This is a genomic window from Glycomyces rhizosphaerae (assembly GCF_042647865.1).
Lineage (GTDB): Bacteria > Actinomycetota > Actinomycetes > Mycobacteriales > Micromonosporaceae > Glycomyces > Glycomyces rhizosphaerae.
The window spans coordinates 493,958-510,267 of the sequence record NZ_JBHRWO010000010.1 but is presented as its reverse complement, the minus strand read 5'-3'; the positions used below and the strand labels follow the sequence as shown (position 1 = coordinate 510,267).

General features: G+C 70.0%; 14 protein-coding genes. 5 read left to right on the top strand and 9 right to left on the bottom strand.

Translation table 11 applies throughout. The annotated features are described in order from the left end of the window. The first annotated feature begins 548 nt into the window (after window positions 1–548). The gene (locus ACFO8M_RS12060) at window positions 549–1,172 is read left to right on the top strand and encodes a DUF1275 family protein (protein WP_387975194.1); all 624 of its coding nucleotides are present in this window, start codon (window positions 549–551) and stop codon (window positions 1,170–1,172) included. A 138-nt stretch (window positions 1,173–1,310) separates the two neighbouring features. Here the strand turns inward: ACFO8M_RS12060 and ACFO8M_RS12055 are convergent, their stop codons facing one another. Then, window positions 1,311–2,312, bottom strand: coding sequence for a TIGR01777 family oxidoreductase (locus ACFO8M_RS12055; protein ID WP_387975191.1), 1,002 nt, complete (start codon window positions 2,310–2,312; stop codon window positions 1,311–1,313). A 197-nt stretch (window positions 2,313–2,509) separates the two neighbouring features. Between ACFO8M_RS12055 and ACFO8M_RS12050 the strand changes: the two genes are divergently transcribed. Together ACFO8M_RS12050 and ACFO8M_RS12045 are read left to right on the top strand one after the other, a co-directional pair. Then, window positions 2,510–3,361 (top strand): transglycosylase SLT domain-containing protein, encoded by an 852-nt coding sequence (locus ACFO8M_RS12050; RefSeq protein WP_387975188.1) that lies wholly within the window; start codon window positions 2,510–2,512, stop codon window positions 3,359–3,361. Between the two features lie 253 nt (window positions 3,362–3,614). Continuing rightward, entirely contained in the window at window positions 3,615–4,277 is a 663-nt protein-coding gene (locus tag ACFO8M_RS12045; protein WP_387975185.1) for a pentapeptide repeat-containing protein, read from the top strand. Between the two features lie 133 nt (window positions 4,278–4,410). On the opposite strand, the gene ACFO8M_RS12040 is transcribed toward ACFO8M_RS12045, so the two are convergent. Together ACFO8M_RS12040 and ACFO8M_RS12035 are read right to left on the bottom strand one after the other, a co-directional pair. Continuing rightward, complete coding sequence (locus ACFO8M_RS12040; protein ID WP_387975182.1) at window positions 4,411–4,737, bottom strand: MoaF-related domain-containing protein; 327 nt, start codon at window positions 4,735–4,737, stop codon at window positions 4,411–4,413. 101 nt (window positions 4,738–4,838) lie between these two features. After that, window positions 4,839–5,528, bottom strand: coding sequence for a hypothetical protein (locus tag ACFO8M_RS12035; RefSeq protein WP_387975179.1), 690 nt, complete (start codon window positions 5,526–5,528; stop codon window positions 4,839–4,841). A gap of 252 nt (window positions 5,529–5,780) precedes the next feature. Here ACFO8M_RS12035 and ACFO8M_RS12030 point away from each other — a divergent pair, with 252 nt between their 5' ends. After that, window positions 5,781–7,160: a serine hydrolase domain-containing protein gene (locus ACFO8M_RS12030; protein WP_387975176.1), complete on the top strand. Its 1,380-nt coding sequence runs from the start codon at window positions 5,781–5,783 to the stop codon at window positions 7,158–7,160. Between the two features lie 299 nt (window positions 7,161–7,459). Beyond that, the gene (locus tag ACFO8M_RS12025; RefSeq protein ID WP_387975173.1) at window positions 7,460–10,546 is read left to right on the top strand and encodes a BTAD domain-containing putative transcriptional regulator; all 3,087 of its coding nucleotides are present in this window, start codon (window positions 7,460–7,462) and stop codon (window positions 10,544–10,546) included. Between the two features lie 25 nt (window positions 10,547–10,571). On the opposite strand, the gene ACFO8M_RS12020 is transcribed toward ACFO8M_RS12025, so the two are convergent. From ACFO8M_RS12020 to ACFO8M_RS11995, 6 genes are all read right to left on the bottom strand, one after another. Then, window positions 10,572–10,895: a DUF952 domain-containing protein gene (locus ACFO8M_RS12020; RefSeq protein WP_387975171.1), complete on the bottom strand. Its 324-nt coding sequence runs from the start codon at window positions 10,893–10,895 to the stop codon at window positions 10,572–10,574. A 79-nt stretch (window positions 10,896–10,974) separates the two neighbouring features. Continuing rightward, the gene (locus ACFO8M_RS12015) at window positions 10,975–11,547 is read right to left on the bottom strand and encodes a hypothetical protein (protein ID WP_387975168.1); all 573 of its coding nucleotides are present in this window, start codon (window positions 11,545–11,547) and stop codon (window positions 10,975–10,977) included. Between the two features lie 198 nt (window positions 11,548–11,745). Next, window positions 11,746–12,543, bottom strand: coding sequence for a DUF4097 family beta strand repeat-containing protein (locus tag ACFO8M_RS12010; protein WP_387975166.1), 798 nt, complete (start codon window positions 12,541–12,543; stop codon window positions 11,746–11,748). Further along, the gene (locus ACFO8M_RS12005; protein ID WP_387975163.1) at window positions 12,540–13,199 is read right to left on the bottom strand and encodes a response regulator transcription factor; all 660 of its coding nucleotides are present in this window, start codon (window positions 13,197–13,199) and stop codon (window positions 12,540–12,542) included. Before ACFO8M_RS12005 ends, ACFO8M_RS12010 begins: the two co-directional genes overlap by 4 nt. Beyond that, complete coding sequence (locus ACFO8M_RS12000; protein ID WP_387975160.1) at window positions 13,187–14,446, bottom strand: sensor histidine kinase; 1,260 nt, start codon at window positions 14,444–14,446, stop codon at window positions 13,187–13,189. The genes ACFO8M_RS12005 and ACFO8M_RS12000 overlap by 13 nt, the downstream gene beginning before the upstream one ends. A 272-nt stretch (window positions 14,447–14,718) precedes the next feature. Further along, window positions 14,719–16,026 (bottom strand): lectin, encoded by a 1,308-nt coding sequence (locus tag ACFO8M_RS11995; RefSeq protein ID WP_387976366.1) that lies wholly within the window; start codon window positions 16,024–16,026, stop codon window positions 14,719–14,721. Window positions 16,027–16,310: the final 284 nt, after the last annotated feature.

Genomic DNA, 16,310 nt, shown 5'->3' with positions numbered 1-16,310 from the left:
GGAGGAGGGCTCGCCGCAACCCGCCCAGGGTCGGACCATCCGTCCATTCCGGGTGTTCTACGCCAATGCATCGATGCCCGCGCTGTTACGCTCGGCCCCGACTCCCCCACCGCAGTCGACCACCGTCCACTTCAGGGCGAACCGTCGTGCCCGATCTGATCCCGAACCGCGCCCGCCTGCGCGCGGGCCGCCTGGCGACCACCGGTGAGCATCTGCGGACTGTCGTGATCGCGGCAACCGTACTGGTGGCGAGCGGTTCAGTGGCACTGATCGCCGGGTGCCGAAGGCGAGTGCAATCGGAATAGCGGCTCGACCGACCCGGAGCGATCGTCGGCTCGACCGAGCAGGGCAGGAGCAGCGGACCGGGGCGTGTGGGGTCCGCCAGGTCGAAGCGTCCGGCGGGTCGGCGGGGGAAGCATGGACATCGGCGTTAGCCTGGGCCGCATGTGGCACCTCCTCGGCCCGTCCGCACCCGCAGGGCCGCACCGAGACACCGGCGTCCAATGAAGTCCGCCGCCCCCACCTACGCGCACGCGTGGACCGCCCTCGTGCTCACCGCGATCGCCGGGGCGGTCGACGGCGCCGGGTTCCTCAGCCTGAGCCAGCAGTTCGTCGCGAACCAGACCGGCAACGCGGTCCTGCTCGCGGTCGCCCTGTCCGGCGAGATGACCGGGCGCGAAGACGGCCTGTCCCCCATCGGTCCGCTATGGTCGCTACTCGGGTTCTCGCTGGGCGCTGTGCTCGCCTCGTTCGCGACGCGCCGCCACGTGCTCACAAGCTTCGGTGTCCCGCTGCTTCTCCTGGTCGAGGTGGTGGTGCTCGCGCTGGCGGGCCTGTCGCGGGGGTTCGAGCATTCGATCACCTTGGCGGCCTTCGCGATGGGCGTCCAGAGCATTCATGCGGCCCGCATCGGGCTCTCGGGTGTGTCGACCACGGTCCTGACTGGGACGCTCATTGCGTTGTTCGTCAACCTCTCGGGCGGACGAAAAGGGTTTCGCTCGGCGCGGCTGCAGGCGGGGGTGTGGGCGGTGTACCTGGTCGCGGCCGGGATCGGATCGGTTCTGGCGCATGCGATGTCGTTCAGCGCAGTGTGCTGGGCCGCCGCCGCGGTCGCGGCCGCGATGGCGGTGGCAGCGTTCGCCGAGGCCCACCGGGGCGCGTCCACCATTTGAGGGAGCGACCCGACCGCAAGTCCGTGGGCTCACGTCAATCGCCGCATACACCGATACCGCCGAACCTCTGCGCCGCTTGACCGAGTCCGGCCGCAGCAGCCATCGCCGCGGAGCGCCACGCGGTCCTAGAGCAGCACTTCAGCTGCCGGTCAGGGCCCGGACGGCCTTGAGTCCGGGGCGGCGCAGCAGCGGCCACTTCCGAGCGGCGGCAGTGCGCCGCGCGAGGTCGTCGGCCGCGGCTTCCCATGCGGGATGTTCGAAGTCGAACCCGGCGTCGGTGAGGCGCCCGGGGATCACACGGCGGCTCTTCAACAGCAGCTCGGTGTCGCTGCGGAGAGCGAACGCGCCGATCTCTGCCATCCATTTCGTCGCCGGCAACCCGAGGTACCCGCCCCAGGCGCGGCGGAGGGTCCGCATGAAGTCCTTTTGCCGCAACGGATGCGGCGCTGCGAGATTGACCGGCCCCGCGATTTCGCCGTGCTCGATCAGGAACTGCACCGCCCGCGTGAAGTCTTCTTCGTGGATCCACGACATGAACTGGCGTCCGCCGCCGATGGGACCGCCGAGGCCCAGCAGGGTCATGCGCGAGAGCAGGTCGAAGACCGCGCCGCGGTCGGTGCTCATCACCATCGCCGTGCGCAGCGCGACCTTGCGGGTGTGCGGCGTGTCGGCTTCGTCGAGGGCGTGTTCCCAGGCCTGCGCGATGTCGATGCTCTTGGCCCAGTATGCGGGTGCGTCGGACTCGCCGCCGCCGATGACGCCGGTGGCCTCGTCGTTGGCGCGGCCGAAGGTGTGCGCGTAGATCGTGGCGGTGCTCATCTGAAGCCACACGGCCGGAGGTTCGGCCGCGGCGGCGATGGCCTCGCCGACGACACGGGTGGAGTCGACGCGCGAGTCCATCATCTCGGCGAGGTTCTCGGGTGTGTAGCGGCAGTTGACGCTGCGTCCGGCGAGGTTGATTACGGCGTCGGCGCCGTCGATGGCCTCGGCCCAGGGGCCGAGGGCGCGGCCGTCCCAGGGGAGGTGGTGGGGGCGTGAGGGATTGCGGGTGAGGACGGTGAGGCGGTGACCGGCGGCCAGGAGGCCGCGTTCGAGGACGGCGCCGACATTGCCGGTCCCACCGGGGATGACGATCTTCATGAGGCTCTCCTCCTTTGCGGCCAACCCTACTCTGGTACTTGAACACGTTCAAATACTTAATCGTCGCCGTCCGCGAGATGCGTCGCACATGGAAGACGCCGCCGCTGCGCGTTCAGCGGGTTTCCGGCACACCACTCTGGACGCGAAATCGGTACGCTGCAGGCAGTAGGCGTGACGTTCAGTGAAGGACTCCCTCCATGACCGATGAGCTTCCTGAGTCCGACCGTGCCACCGGCACCTGGATCGTGGTCTTCGTGCTGCTGTCCGCCGCGGTCGCGATCGGTGTGTTCCTCCTTCTCCCTTCTGGCGGCGAGGGCGGCACCTCGGCGGCCGCCACGACCGAACCCGACCCGGCGACGACGAGCAGCACTCCGAGCCCCGAGCTGACCGACGAGCCCGCCCCGACCACTGCGGATCCGACCAGCGCCGCGGAGACCAGCACGGAGGCCACGAGCCCGGCGCTGCCGACCGTGCCGCCATCGGAGCACCCGCCGTGCACCACGTACCTCGACGGTGGCGCGGCCTCGGCTTCGAAGGCCGAAGCGGCCCTTGAGGAAGCTGCGGGCACGCAGTTCTGGACGAACTCGAGCGTCGAGGTCCCGGACGACCTGGTCAAGGCCATCGCCTGGATGGAGAGCGGATGGCAGTCGGACATCGTGGCCTGCGACGGCGGGACCGGCCTCATGCAGATCCAGCCGGAGACCGAGGAGTTCATCAACACCCGGTTCGAGCTCGACCTGGACCGCACGGGCGTGGAGCAGAACGCGATGCTCGGCAGCGCCCAGCTGCAGTGGCTGGCGAAGTACTTCTCGGTGAACTACTTCGGCGGCGACGACCCGGGCAGCTACTCGCTCGAGGACGACTGCGGCAACGATGGCGAGGTGCCCGACCATCTCGAACGCTGCCTGCTCAACGCCGTGATCTCGGCGTACCAGGCCGGCTTCGGCACGGTCGAGGCCGTCCTGGACGCCGGCGGCGACCCCGACTACACCAACCCGCAGTACATCGAGACGGTCAGAGCGCTGCTCGACCAGCGCCCCTGGGCCTGAGGCAACCCTGCGCCCTGCGCCCTGCGGATTGTCGTGCCCCCGAGCCAGCCTTGCATCGGGGGTCTCGGACCGGACACACGCGACCCCGGGGCCGGGGCGGCAGAGCGGCTAAGAAATTGTCGTACCCGCCGGTCACCCTTGTGTTCGGGGGCCCACATTTTCGGCACACCCGAGCCCAGGGTCCGGTCAGGACCGTGGAATTGTCGGTGGCGCCGCGTAACCTGCCGAGGTTCGCGACCACCAAGGAGGCCCGTTGAAGTTCCGGAAGATCGACGACAAGCGTTCGATGCGCAAGCCGCTGTGGGAATCCGACCGGCTGCGGCCTTTCGATGAGGAGCCCGAACCGGACTTCGAGCTGAGCGAGCGCCTCGCCGACGGCCTCCAATGGATCAGCGGGCACGGCGACGGCAGTCTCGAGCAATCGCTTCTGCGCAGCGTCGACTTTTCGGGGACGGTGTTGTCGCCCTTCGAGATCGTGGACGTGACCGTCGAACGCTCGGTACTGGCGAACGGCCGCTGGGAGCGAGCCACCGCGCGACGGCTGGAGATCACCGAGAGCAACCTGGTGGGCTGGCAGGCGCAGTTCTCGCTCGCCCAGGACGTCTACATCGCCGACTGCCGGGCCGATTTCGCCGGGATCTCGATCGGGACCGCCAAAGGCCCGGTGGTCTTCGAACGGTGCAGATTCATGAACGCGACCTTCCTGGGCGACCTGTCGAAGACCGTGTTCATCGACTGCACGTTCCCCGGCTCGGACTTCTCGCGGGTCGCCAACGCCAAGGGCTGCGACTTGCGGCGCTCTCAGCTGTCGGGCATCACCGGGCTCATGAGCCTGCGCGGCGCGCTCATCACCGCGGATCAGGCGGTGGACATCGCCGGAGAACTGGCGACCGCGGCCGGCTTCAAACTGTCCTAAGCGGCGTTGCGGCGTTGCGGCGTTGCGGCGTTGCGGCGTTGCGGCGACCGATCTTGACCATCTGGTCACCACCCTCATCACTGATGGCGTCGGTCCACCTCATCGCCGCGACCGAAATCGATCTCGTCTTCGCCTACGCCACCTGCGCGAAAGTTCCGGAATGCACCTCGCCGGTCCGGCCGCCGCCGGTGTCGAACGACCAGAACGCCGTGATCCTCTTGTTCTTGAAATCCATCAAATGGGTCACGACCGTCCCCGAGACCTCGTTCCAACCCACCAAGTAGGTCCGGGACGCGACCTCGGCGACATACAGATCCACCTCCTCTGAAGCGCCCTCGGTGGCGCCGTCGATCTCCGCGTACTGGAGCTTGTTCCCCTCCGCCGCATAGGTGTTGTGAAAGACCACACCGTTGTCCAACCGGACCTCGAAGGTCTTCCCCGCGAATGCGAAATCAGTCATGACCGGCACTCTCCTCGGTTGCGCCCATGGTCCGCATCGACACGGACCACTCAGGCCGCCTTCCAACCTAAGAGATCAGCGGTCCAGGCATCGTCGAATCATCAAGCTGACTCGATCGCCACTCGTGCCGCGTCGAGCCGCGCGCGGAACTCGTCGTCGTCGGTCCCGGCGAGCGCTTCGAGCGTGGTCTGTCGCCGCTGTAGCGACCGTTCCAGCCAGGCCTGCCACTCCGGATCGGCCTCGGCCGCCGCCACGGTCGCGGGCCGCCAGACCGGCATGGGCGATCCGGTGGCCGCGAAGCGCGGGTTCGGTTTCAGCCCTTCGGGTTCTGGCAGGAAGTCGCGAACCGCCGTATCGGTCCAGCCGCGTGAGCGCAGGATCGGTTTGGTCACCCAGACCGTGCCGTCGCGCTGCCGCACGAACTGAGGTCTGGGAGGAGCGGGCGGACCCTGCCACTCAAGAGGCAACGGATCGGCCCTGAGCGGATCGTCCGATTGCTCCGCTTCGGGTGCGACCTCGGGCGGTGAGCCGGATCCCGGCGGGCGGGTGTCGGCTCCGACCGTGGGCGATGTTGCGTGCGTTTCGGATGCCGATGTGCGAACTGGTGGGTCGGCGTCGGATTCGGGTGCCGGGATCGGCCCGGGTCGGGCCGTGTTGCTGAGAGATTCGATCAACCACCGGGCGAAATGTGCTCGCAGCGGCTCGTCGGGGATGGTCTCGAACGGCAAAGCCCGGGTGATCACCTCAAGGCCGGCCTGGTTCCGTGAACCGTCTGATGGTTTCGCTGCCATCGCATCGTCCGATCGGTCTTCGCGCCCCGCCCGCCGGGCGTTGCGCGCGCTATTCAATTGCCTCCGCAACCGTAGAAGCGGGGTACGACAATTTCGCCCGTTCAGGCACTGACCTGTGGGGACGCTCACGGCGGTCTCGTTTCGGAGGCGTCGTCAGCCGCGCGTCAGTGCCGTGTCAGCGCTCGCGGCGATCGTTCTCCTCGACACCGCTTCCGGGAACCCCGGGGCACCGCATCCGCGAAGGGAACCGCCATGACCGCCAACGAACTTCACCAGATCGTCGCCAAGTCCGCCGCCGAGTACGCGGTTCCCGGCATCGCGGTCGGCATCTTTCACCAGGGCCGCGAGATCTACGCCTCCCACGGCGTCACCAGCGTCGCGAATCCGCTCCCGGTCGATGAGGACACCATCTTCACCCTCGGCTCGACCACCAAGAGCTTCACGGCGACCGCGCTCGTGATCCTCGCCGAGCAGGGCAGGGTCGACTTCGACGCCCCGGTGCGCCGCTACCTTCCCGAGCTGCGCCTCGCCGACGAGCGCGCCGCCGCCACCATCACGGTCGGCAACCTGCTCAACCACACTGCGGGCCTGGACACCTGGATGCTCCGCGACACCGGCGACGGCGACGACGCCCTCAAGAACTATGTGGACAACCTCGATGAGCTCACGCTCATCGGCGCACCCGGCGAGCGGGCCTCGTACAGCCAGGCCGGATACAACCTCCTCGGCCGCGTCATCGAGGTCGTCACTGGCAGGACCTACGAGCAGGCGATCGCCGATCTCCTCTTCGAACCGCTCGGGCTCGAGAACACCACGTTCTTCGCCGCCGAGGCCATGACCCGCAAGTTCTCCCTCGGCCACAGCGTCACCGACGACGGCACCGCCGTCTCCTCCACCTGGAAGGTCCACCGCGCCCAGAACCCCGGTGGCGGCGGCGCGTCCACCGCCCGCGACCTCGTCCGCTGGGCCCGCTTCCATCTCGGTGACGGCCGCGCCGAGTCGGGCGAGCGCATCGTCTCCGCGGAAGCGCTGCAGGCGATGCGGCGGCAAACGGTCGAGCTGCGCGGCAGTTCCCTCGGCGACGGGTTCGGCATCTGCTGGTTCCTGCGCGAGATCGACGGCGCGGCCACCTTCGCGCACGGCGGGTCGTCCATCGGCCAGTTCGCGGACTTCATCGCCCTGCCCGAGCACGACTTCGCGATCGCCGTCACCACCAACGCCGAACCCGGCGGCACGCCTTGCAACCTGGCGGTCATCCGCTGGGCGCTGGAGCACTACCTGGGCCTGGTCGACCGCGACCCCGAGCCGGTGGCCTTCGACGTGGACCGCGCCGCCGAGGTCGTCGGCGACTACGAGGTGGACATGATGATCGTGAGCGTCGTCGACGAAGGCGGGCGCCTGAGCCTCGCGGCCCGGATCAGGCCCGAGCTGCGCGCGGCCTCTCAGGCGGAGATGCCCGCCGACTGCGAACCCGCGCATATGGGTTTCCTCACTGACGACGGCGACGACTACATCGTCACCGAGGGCCCGCTCCAGGGCCAGCGCGGCTACTTCGCCCGAGACGAGCACGGCGCGGTCACCGGCGTCGACCTCGCCGGACGCCAGTTCCGCAGGGTTCGCGGGCGCGCCTGAGCGGCGAAGTCGGTCCCGCCTCGGGCCGGTTGCGGCGGAGGTCTGGTCCGGCCGCGACCCGGCCGTACGGGTGGCCCCGGGTACCCGCCCGATACCACCTTCACCACTACCAGTGAAAAGGACACCGTCCCACAGGGGTACGACAAGATACGGCCCGATGCCGCCGCGCCCAAGTGTGTGGCGGCATTGGGCGCGGGGCGCGGGGCGCGGGGCGCGGGGCGCGGGGCGCGGGGCGCGGCAGCCATGCTGCGCCGACCTCCATTTCCGCGACCACTCCCCTCCCAGGCACACTTGGTCCCATGCGCGTACTCCTCCTCGGTCCCTTCGAGATCCGCGACGCCGACAACCAGCCCGTCGAACTCTCCGGTGCGCGGCTGCGCGCGCTCGTCGCCCGCCTCGCCCTCGAACCGGGCCGCGAAGTCACGGCCGACTCGCTCCTCGACGCGATCTGGGAAGACGACGCGCCCTCTGCGAACGCACTGCAGGCCTTGGTGTCCCGGGTCCGACGCGCGATCGGCGCGGAACGGCTCACGCGCGGCGCCGCCGGATACCGCCTCGCGATGGAGCCCGGGGACGTGGACGTGGTGCGGTTCGAGCGGCTCGCCGAGACCGGCCGCCGGAACGGCGACCTCGCCGCGCTTCGCGAGTCCGAATCCCTTTGGCGGGGAACGGCAATGGCCGACCTGCTGCACCTGCGGTTCGCCGAGAACGAAGCGGTCCGGCTGGAGCGCTTGCGGAATGAGACCACACGCGAGCGGCTCGCGCTCGAGATCACGACAGGGACCGACGTGCTCGCCGAGCTCGAACCGCTGGCCGGCGCGCATCCGCTCGACGAGCGGTGGCAGGCGCTGCTCATGCGTGCGCTGTATGCGACTGGCCGGCCAGCCGAGGCGCTCGACGTGTACGAGCGGGCCCGTGAGCGCCTCGCCGAAGAGCTCGGCGCCGATCCCTCGACCGAACTCGCCGAGCTGCACCTCCAGATCCTGCGTCAGAGCGCGGCCCCGGCCGAGCGTGCCGAGCGCCGCCGCACCAACCTGAAAGCACAGCTGACGAGCTTCATCGGGCGCGAAACCGACCTCGCCGCGCTCGTCGAGGCGGTGGCCGCCGCCCGCCTGGTCACCGTCACCGGGCCCGGTGGCGCGGGCAAGACCCGACTCGCCGTCGAGGCGGCCGCCGAGATGTCGGGCCTTGCGCCACATGGAGTGTGGCTGGTCGAGCTCGCGGCGGTGGGCGACGACGCCGACCTCGCGCCCGCGGTCCTGCGGGCCATCGGCGCCCGCGAAGCCGGGCTGCTGGAGCCGTCCGCGCACGACGCCGCCTCGCGCCTGGAGGAGTACTTCGCCGACCAGGACGCCCTCATCGTCCTCGACAACTGCGAGCACCGCATCGACGCCGCCGCCGAGCTCGCCGCCCGGCTGCTCGGCTCCTGCCCGGGCCTGCGCGTCCTCGCCACCAGCCGCGAGGCCCTCGCGATCGGCGGGGAACGTCTCTTCCCGATCCCGCCGCTGCCGATCTCGGCCGACCGTCCAGAAGCGAGTGCGGCGGTGAGGCTGTTCTGCGAGCGGGCCGCGGCCGTGCGCCCCGATTTCAAGCTCGACGCGTCCAATACCGAAGCGGTGGTGGAGATCTGTCGCCGCCTCGACGGACTGCCGCTCGCGGTCGAACTCGCCGCCGCGCGCATGCGGGCCCTCGACGCGGCTCAGATCGCCACCCGCCTTGACGACCGGTTCGCCCTCCTCGCCGGGTCCGACCGCACCGCGCCCGCCCGGCACCGCACCCTCGAGGCCGTCATCGCCTGGAGCTGGGAGCTGCTCTCGGATGCCGAACGGGCCCTTGCCATGCGCATGTCGATTTACCCCGGGGGCATCGGCCTGGACCGGGTCGGCGACCTGGACGCGCTCACCGGACTCGTCGACAAGTCCCTAGTGGAACGCGACGGCGAGCGGTACCGGATGCTGGAGACCATCCGCTCCTACGCGGAGGCGCGACTGGACCAGAGCGACAGCGCCGCAGCCGAACGGGACGCCATGGTCCGCTATTGCATCGACCTGGTCGAACGCTCCGACGACGAGATCCGGTCGGCCGAGCAGATCGAGGCGATGGCGCGACTGGACGCCGAACACGACAACCTGCTCGCGCTCCTCGGCCGATCAGTCGCGGTCGGGGACAAAGAGACCGGCCTGCGAATGATCGCGGCTCTGTTCTGGTTCTGGCACCTCCGCGGCTTCCGCACCCAACTCCAGCACTGGTTCCCGGCGATCCTGCGGCTGCCCGGCGAGATCCCCGAACCGCTCCTCCCCGCGGTCCTGCTGACGACGGGCATGGCGGAGACCGAACTCGGCAACCTCGATGCCGGCGCCCGTTCGATCGCCGAGGGCATTGCACTGGGACGCAAGGCGAACGGCCCGATAGCCGGACGCTCGCTCCTGGCCATCGCCCCCGCGTTCCTCTCCGACCCGACCATCGCCGGCGACCTCGAATCGGCCGAAGGCTGGGAACTGGGCGTCATCCTGCTCACCGCGGCCGCCGTCGGCGAGGGCGCGACCGGCGTCGAAGGCCTCAGGCAGGTCGAGCGGGCCGAAGCCGAGTTCGCGAAGCTCGGCGAACGCTTCGGTCTGGCATCGGCCCTGCGGATGCGCGCCGAATACTGGGCGCGCCAAGGAGAACAGGACGAGGCCAAGGACGCGCTCGCGCAGGCCGCGCGGCTGTTCGACGAGCTCGGCACCGCCGCCGACACCGCCGAGACCTACGCCGAGCTCGCCCTCGTCATCGCGCGGGGCGGCACCCGTGACGACGGCACGGTCGCCGCCGGTGCGATCGACCAGGCATGGGAGGCGATCCGTCTCGGCGAGGAGCGGGCCGACACCGAACGCCATCCGCACACCACCGCGTACGTGCGTTGGTCCCGCGCCCAGGTCCTGTTCTGCGCCGGCGATCGGGAAGCGGCGCTGAGCGAGCTCACCGCCGCGGAACAAGCCTTCGCCGGCAGCGCGGTGGATTCGCGGGTGCAGGTGTGGGGCGCGGCGCTGCGCGCCATTGCCGCCCTCGCCGACGGCAACGCGGCGCTGGCGCATCGCCGGCTCGATGCGCTGACGGCCACCAACATCGAGGGCGCGGCGGACCCGAACCTGGCCGTGGCCGCCCGGGTCCGCGCGGCGACCGCCCTCGCGGACGGGGACGCGACGCGCGCCGCGTTGCTGCTGGGCGCGGCCGTCTCGCTGCTCGGCACCGAGGACCGCCGGGGCTACGACACCGCGCTGCGCACGCCCGAGCGGACACGGGAGGCACTGGGCGACAAGGCGTTCCAGGAGGCGTACGAGCGCGGCGCGGCGCTCGACCGCTCCGCCGCCATCGACCTGGTTCTCGCGAAGCCGTCGCAGCCCTGAGGGACCGGAACGAGAGCGGGCCGGATCAGCCTGCGCGCCAGGGGCGTACCTCGATGACCGCGCTCGTCGGCAGGGGACCGTACAGGTGCGGGTACTCGGGTGCGCCGGGCGCGGGCGCTTCGTATCGGATCGGCACGTCGACCAGGTCGGCGTCGATGACCAGTACCACGAGCGGCCCGGGGTGGTCGCCGTAGACGAGGGCGGCCACCGCGTCGAGCTGCTCGGGCAGCGAGCAGTGGATGAAGCCCTCCTCGGCGAGGGTCCTCCCCCGCGTCGAGCCCTCGTACGCGCCCGCGGCGAGCGCGGCCTCCCATAGGCCCGGCTCGGTCAGGTGCAGGAGTTCGGTCATGCCCGCACGCTACCGCCGCGCCGGTCACGGCAATGCGTTCGGCCCCGCGCGTCGCGCGGGGCCGAACGCATTGCAGCGGTTACGGCTTGTGGAAGTGGGCGCGGGCCGGGCGCAGGGCCAGGAGGATGACGCCGAGGACGCAGCCGGCCGCGACCACCGCGAAGCGGATCCCTTCGAGGACCGGCAGCCAGTCCGGGTAGGCCGCGAACGCGGCGTCCAAGATGGCGGCGGCATCGAGGGAGCGCACTGCCGCGTCACCGGAGGCGTCGAAGAGCGCCTGCACCTTCTCGGTGGCGGTCGCGTTGCTGGCCATGATGAGCGCGTTGCCGGCGAGCACCAGCGGCAGGGCGATGAACGAGAGGACGCGGGCGATGCGCTTGCCCGCCAGCAGGAGCGCGCCGAGAGCCGCGATGGCGGCGGCGATGGCGAACGGCGCCCAGATCGCGACGCCGTGCTCGTCGAAGGCGAGTCCGTTGGCGGCCAGGAGGTTCGGGTCCTGTCCTTGGCGTGCGACCTCGGCCTCGGCGGCGGCCTGGACATCGGTGCCGTAGACCAGGCCGACGAGCGGGATCGAGGCGAACGCGAGACTGACGGCGAAGTGGAGGACGGCGGCGATGGTGACGGCGGTGGGGCGGTTGCGCTTGGCGGACATGGGAGTCTCCTTCGTTCGAGGGCTTTGCGGCTGTGCCGGACGTTCGGTGTCCGGTTGCATGCCAGTACTGTCGCCGCCTGCGCTGACGGGGCGCTGACGAGCGGCTGACAGACCGCCACCTGTTGAGCTGCAATGGCTTCGGAGACGCCGCCGTCCGCGACCGGAGGCCGGTCGCGGACGGCGGGAAGAGGATCGGGCTCAGTCGGCGTAGCGGACGCTGAGGTCCCCGACGCTGGTGGTAACGGTGATGACGTAGTCGGCGCGGGTCTGGGAGTCGGTGGCGATGTCGATGGTCTGGCCGCCGACACCGGAGTCGAACTGAACGGCGTAGGTGGTGCCGTCGTCGGGCACGATGATCTCGACATCGCCGGTGCCGGCGATGACGTTGATGTCGCCGCGCACCTCCGCGTAGTCCAGCCGGATCGAGCCGACGCTGGATTCGACGTCGGTCTCGTTGGCGCGCAGGTCATCGCCTTCGATGACCCCGACGCTGGTCTCGATGTCGATCGGGCCGTCGAGGCCGTTCATGCGGACGTCGCCGACCGCGTTGGTCGCCTCGGCGGCTGCGCCACTGGGCAGCGCGAGCGTGTAGTCCACTTCGCACTCCTCGCCGTCCCACCAGAAGACCAGGTCGTCGTCGCAGCTGCCGACGGCGGTGAAGGTGTCGCCCTGCCACGACTCGTCCGGCTCGGGTTCGTTGCCGCGCCAACGGGTTTTGCGTTCGAGGACGAGGGCGGCGCTGTCGGAGGCGTTCAGTTCGATGTCACCGATCTCCACGGCGACGTCGACGCCCGCGACCGTCCTGTCGAATTCCTCGGTGTGGGTCTCGGTCTCCTCGGGCGAGGAGACCGTCCAGATCCAGACGCCGGCGGCGGCAGCGGCGAGCAGGAGCACGACGCCGCAGGTGATGCCGCCGACGATCCACCAGACATTGCGGCTGGTGCGGTCCTCGTTCGGTCGGGGGGCTTCGGCCTGCTTCTCGGGGGTGTCGATCATGACCGGTCCTTTGCGTTGCCTTGCAGGAACTTCAGAATGGCGAGCACGCGGCGGTTGCCGCTGTCGGTGGGCGGGAGCCCGAGCTTGGTGAAGATCGAGTTGATGTGCTTGCTGACGGCGCCCTCGCTGAGGACGAGGACCGCGGCGATGCCGGCGTTCGAGCGGCCTTCCGCCATGTGCGACAGGACCTCCCGCTCCCTCGGGGTGAGGCGGTCGAGTTCGTCGCCGTGGCGGCGCACGAGCAGCTGGGAGACCACCTCGGGGTCGAGGGCGGTGCCGCCGCCGGCGACCCGGCGCAGCGAGTCGAGGAACTCGGCGACGTCGGCGACCCGGTCCTTGAGCAGGTACCCGATGCCCCGCATCTGGCCGGTGAGCAGCTCGATCGCGTACCGCTCCTCGACGTATTGGGAGAGCATCAGGACCGCCAGGTCCGGGTACCGGCGGCGCAGCACCAGTGCGGCGCGCACGCCTTCGTCGCTCTGGTCGGGAGGCATCCGGACGTCGGCGACCACGAGGTCGGGGCAGTCGCGCTCGACCGAGCGCAGCAGCGCCTCGGCGTCGCCCACGGTGTCGATGACTTCGATGCCGCCGACCTCCATGAGGCGGGCGATGCCCTCCCGCAGCAGGACCGAGTCTTCGGCGATCACGACGCGCATGGCAGCTCCGCTTCGATGACGGTGGGGCCCCCGAGGGGGCTGGTGATTCGGAAGGCGCCGTCGACCGAGCGGACTCGGTCGGCCAGACCCTGGAGTCCGGTGCCGCCCTGGGGATCGGCGCCGCCGCGGCCGTCGTCGGCGATGCGGAGGCGCAGCTCGTCGCCGTGCAGGTCCACCTCGACGGCGGCGTTCGCGGCGGCCGCGTGACGGGCCACATTGGTCAGTGCTTCGGAGACGACGAAGTAGGCCACGGCCTCCACGTCGCGGGCGACACGCCTGTCCATGTCGACCCGCAGGCGCACCGGGACGGGCGAGCGGGCCGCGACCGCGGAGAGCGCGGCGTCCAGGCCGCGGTCCTCGAGCACGGCCGGGTGGAGCCCGCGGACGAGGTCGCGCAGTTCGGTGAGGACCTGTTTCGCCTCGTCGTGGGCCTGCGCGATGGCGCGTGCGCCGTCGTCGGGCAGGTCGGTGAGGGTGGCGCGGGCGATCCCGAGGTTCATGGCGAGGGAGGTGAGCCGCTGCTGGGCGCCGTCGTGGAGGTCGCGCTCGATGCGGCGGCGCTCGGCGTCAGCGGCATCCACAGTAGAGTCGCGGCTGGCGGCGAGATCGGTGACGCGCAGCTCGAGGGCCTCGGTGCGGCTGGTGCCCAACAGCAACCGGCCCAGGAGCGCGTCGGTCTCGGCCAGTCCCCTGGTGATCCACGGCGCCGCGAGCGTCACGAAGATGCCTGCACCGCAGAGCATCCAATGCCTGGCCCCCAAGCCGGACCCGGCGCCGAGGAGCGGCGCGAGGATCATCGCGGGGCCCACGGTCCAAGCGGTGACGGCGAGCGCCGCTGCGAGGAACGCGCCGCACCCGGCGATGACGTGGTAGGAGAACTGCCGCCACGTCCTTGGGCTCCGCACGAGGGCGAGGAGCGCGCGAGGCGCGAACGTCACCGGCTGCGCGTAGGGCCCGTCGGGCCATTCGGCGCCGAGGAACGCGGTGTGGCGGCTGCGCTGGGCAACCGTGAGCGCCCCGCTCACGACGAGCAGCGCGCAGGCCGCGATGACCGGGAGCACGATCGTGGGGATGCCGGCGACGCCGATGATCAAGAGGGCGACGATGACGGTCCCACCCGCGGCGCCGAGCACGGCACCGGTCACCAGATGCATGAGGGAGCGCCAGGTCGACCCCGCCCAGAAGGCCCGCACCGCGGCGCGGGGGGCTCTGCGCCAGGGGATCGGCGGCATCGCTGAAATGTCCATGCATCAAACAGTAGGTTCGCTCGCGCCCGCCCACATTGCCGCTGACGCCCGACTTCACGGTGAAGTTTTCTCCACCCCCGGGCATGCAAGGCGGCCGAGACGTCAATGCCAAACAGCAGATCAAGAAGCAGTCCCGCCGCCAGCGAGTGGTGCCGCGGCACGACTCGCTGGCGGCGAGCGGTACACCGGCACCGAGGCCGGGAGCATCGCTCCCGGCCTCGGTGCCGGTGTCGTGTTGTCAGGAGTCGGTCCTGCTACCCCTCATCGTGCGATCAAGCTACGGTCCAGCGCTGGTTAGCGCCTCCGTTGCAGGTCCAGAGGACGACTTTGGTGCCGTTGGCCGTTCTGTTGTCCGAGGCGTCGAGGCACAGTCCTGATTGAGCGTTGGTGATGGTGCCGTTGGAGTTGACGGTCCACTTCTGATTCGATCCCCCGTGGCAGTCCCAGATGATCGCTCTGGTGCCGGGAGCGGTCGCGGCGCCTTCGGCGTCGAGGCACTTGCCGCCGTAGACGCGCAATTCGCTTGCGGCAGTGCGGGTCCACTGCTGGTTGGACGCGCCGTTGCAGTCCCACAGCTGCACATCGGCGCCGTTGGACCGGGACTGGCCGGTGACGTCCAGGCACCGGGACGACTGGGCGCCGACGATCGTGCCGTCATCGCCGCCGCCAGGGTCGCCGGACCCGAACTGGGAGAAGAAGTTCCAGGTCACGCCCGAGGTCCAGGTCTGCCAGCCGTCTTCGTAGGTCCCGTCGATCGGGCCGGGTGTGTGGCCGCCGTCGAACGCCGCCCACTGGACCGGATAGCCGTCTCTGCAACCCGAGTAGCTGGTGACGATGTGCGTCCGGCTGCCCGCGGCCGGCTCGGGCGCGTTCTGCGGGGTGCAGCCGTTGTTGGCGACGAACTTGTCGCGCAGCGAACGCCCTGCGGAGATGTTGAGGACGTTGTCGGAGATGCCGTGGATGCCGAGGTAGGCGACGGGCTGCGTGCCGCCGCTGCATCCGCTGAGCTGGCCTCCGGAGTAGACCGCGACCGCCCGGAAGACCGTCGGCCGCGAGCAGGCGAGGGAGTAGCTCATGCCGCCGCCGTAACTGAAGCCGAGTGCGAAGCGCTGCGCGGTGTCGACGCAGAGACCGGATTCCAGCCGCGCGATCATGGCGTCGACGAAGGCGACGTCCTGGCCGCCGGAGTTGGCCCAGCCATTGTTGATGCCCTGCGGCGCAACGAAGATCGCGCCGTTGTTCGACAGGCGCTGCAGCCCGTAGTAGGACCAGTTCGCGCCGTCGGTGCCGCCGCCGGAGACGTCGCCGGCTGTGCCGCCGTTCCAGTGGAACCCGAAGATCAGCGGGTAGGCGCGGCTGCTGTCGTAGTTGTCGGGGACCCGCAGGATGAACGAGCGGTTCGTCCCGCCGACTTGGATCGTATGCGTGCCACTCGAGATGGTCGGAGCGCTCCCACATCCGGCGCTCGAAGCAAGAGTGGTGATGTCAGTGGTCGGATCGCCTGCGGGCGGCGCAGAGTGGGCCGCCGTCGCGCCGAGCGATCCGACGACGACCGTCGCCACGGCGGCGATCAACGCCAGCAGCCGATGATGGGCGCGCCTGTGCGCTCGCCCGGATCGACCCCGGCCCCAGAACTGTCTCACAGCTGGTTCTCCTTGCGTGCCATGAAGGCCAATGCCTTCAATCGAAGTTCATCAATGCAAGATCGACCTCATCGTACTTACATATGACGTATTACGTCAAGAGACCAGAGCAATCACGGCTAAAGTACGCATCATGGTTGCATCTGGCGCTGATATCGAAATGATCATCTGATCTTTCGCCTCGTATCCTTCGGGCGCCGATGCCTTCGAGACGTTGACGC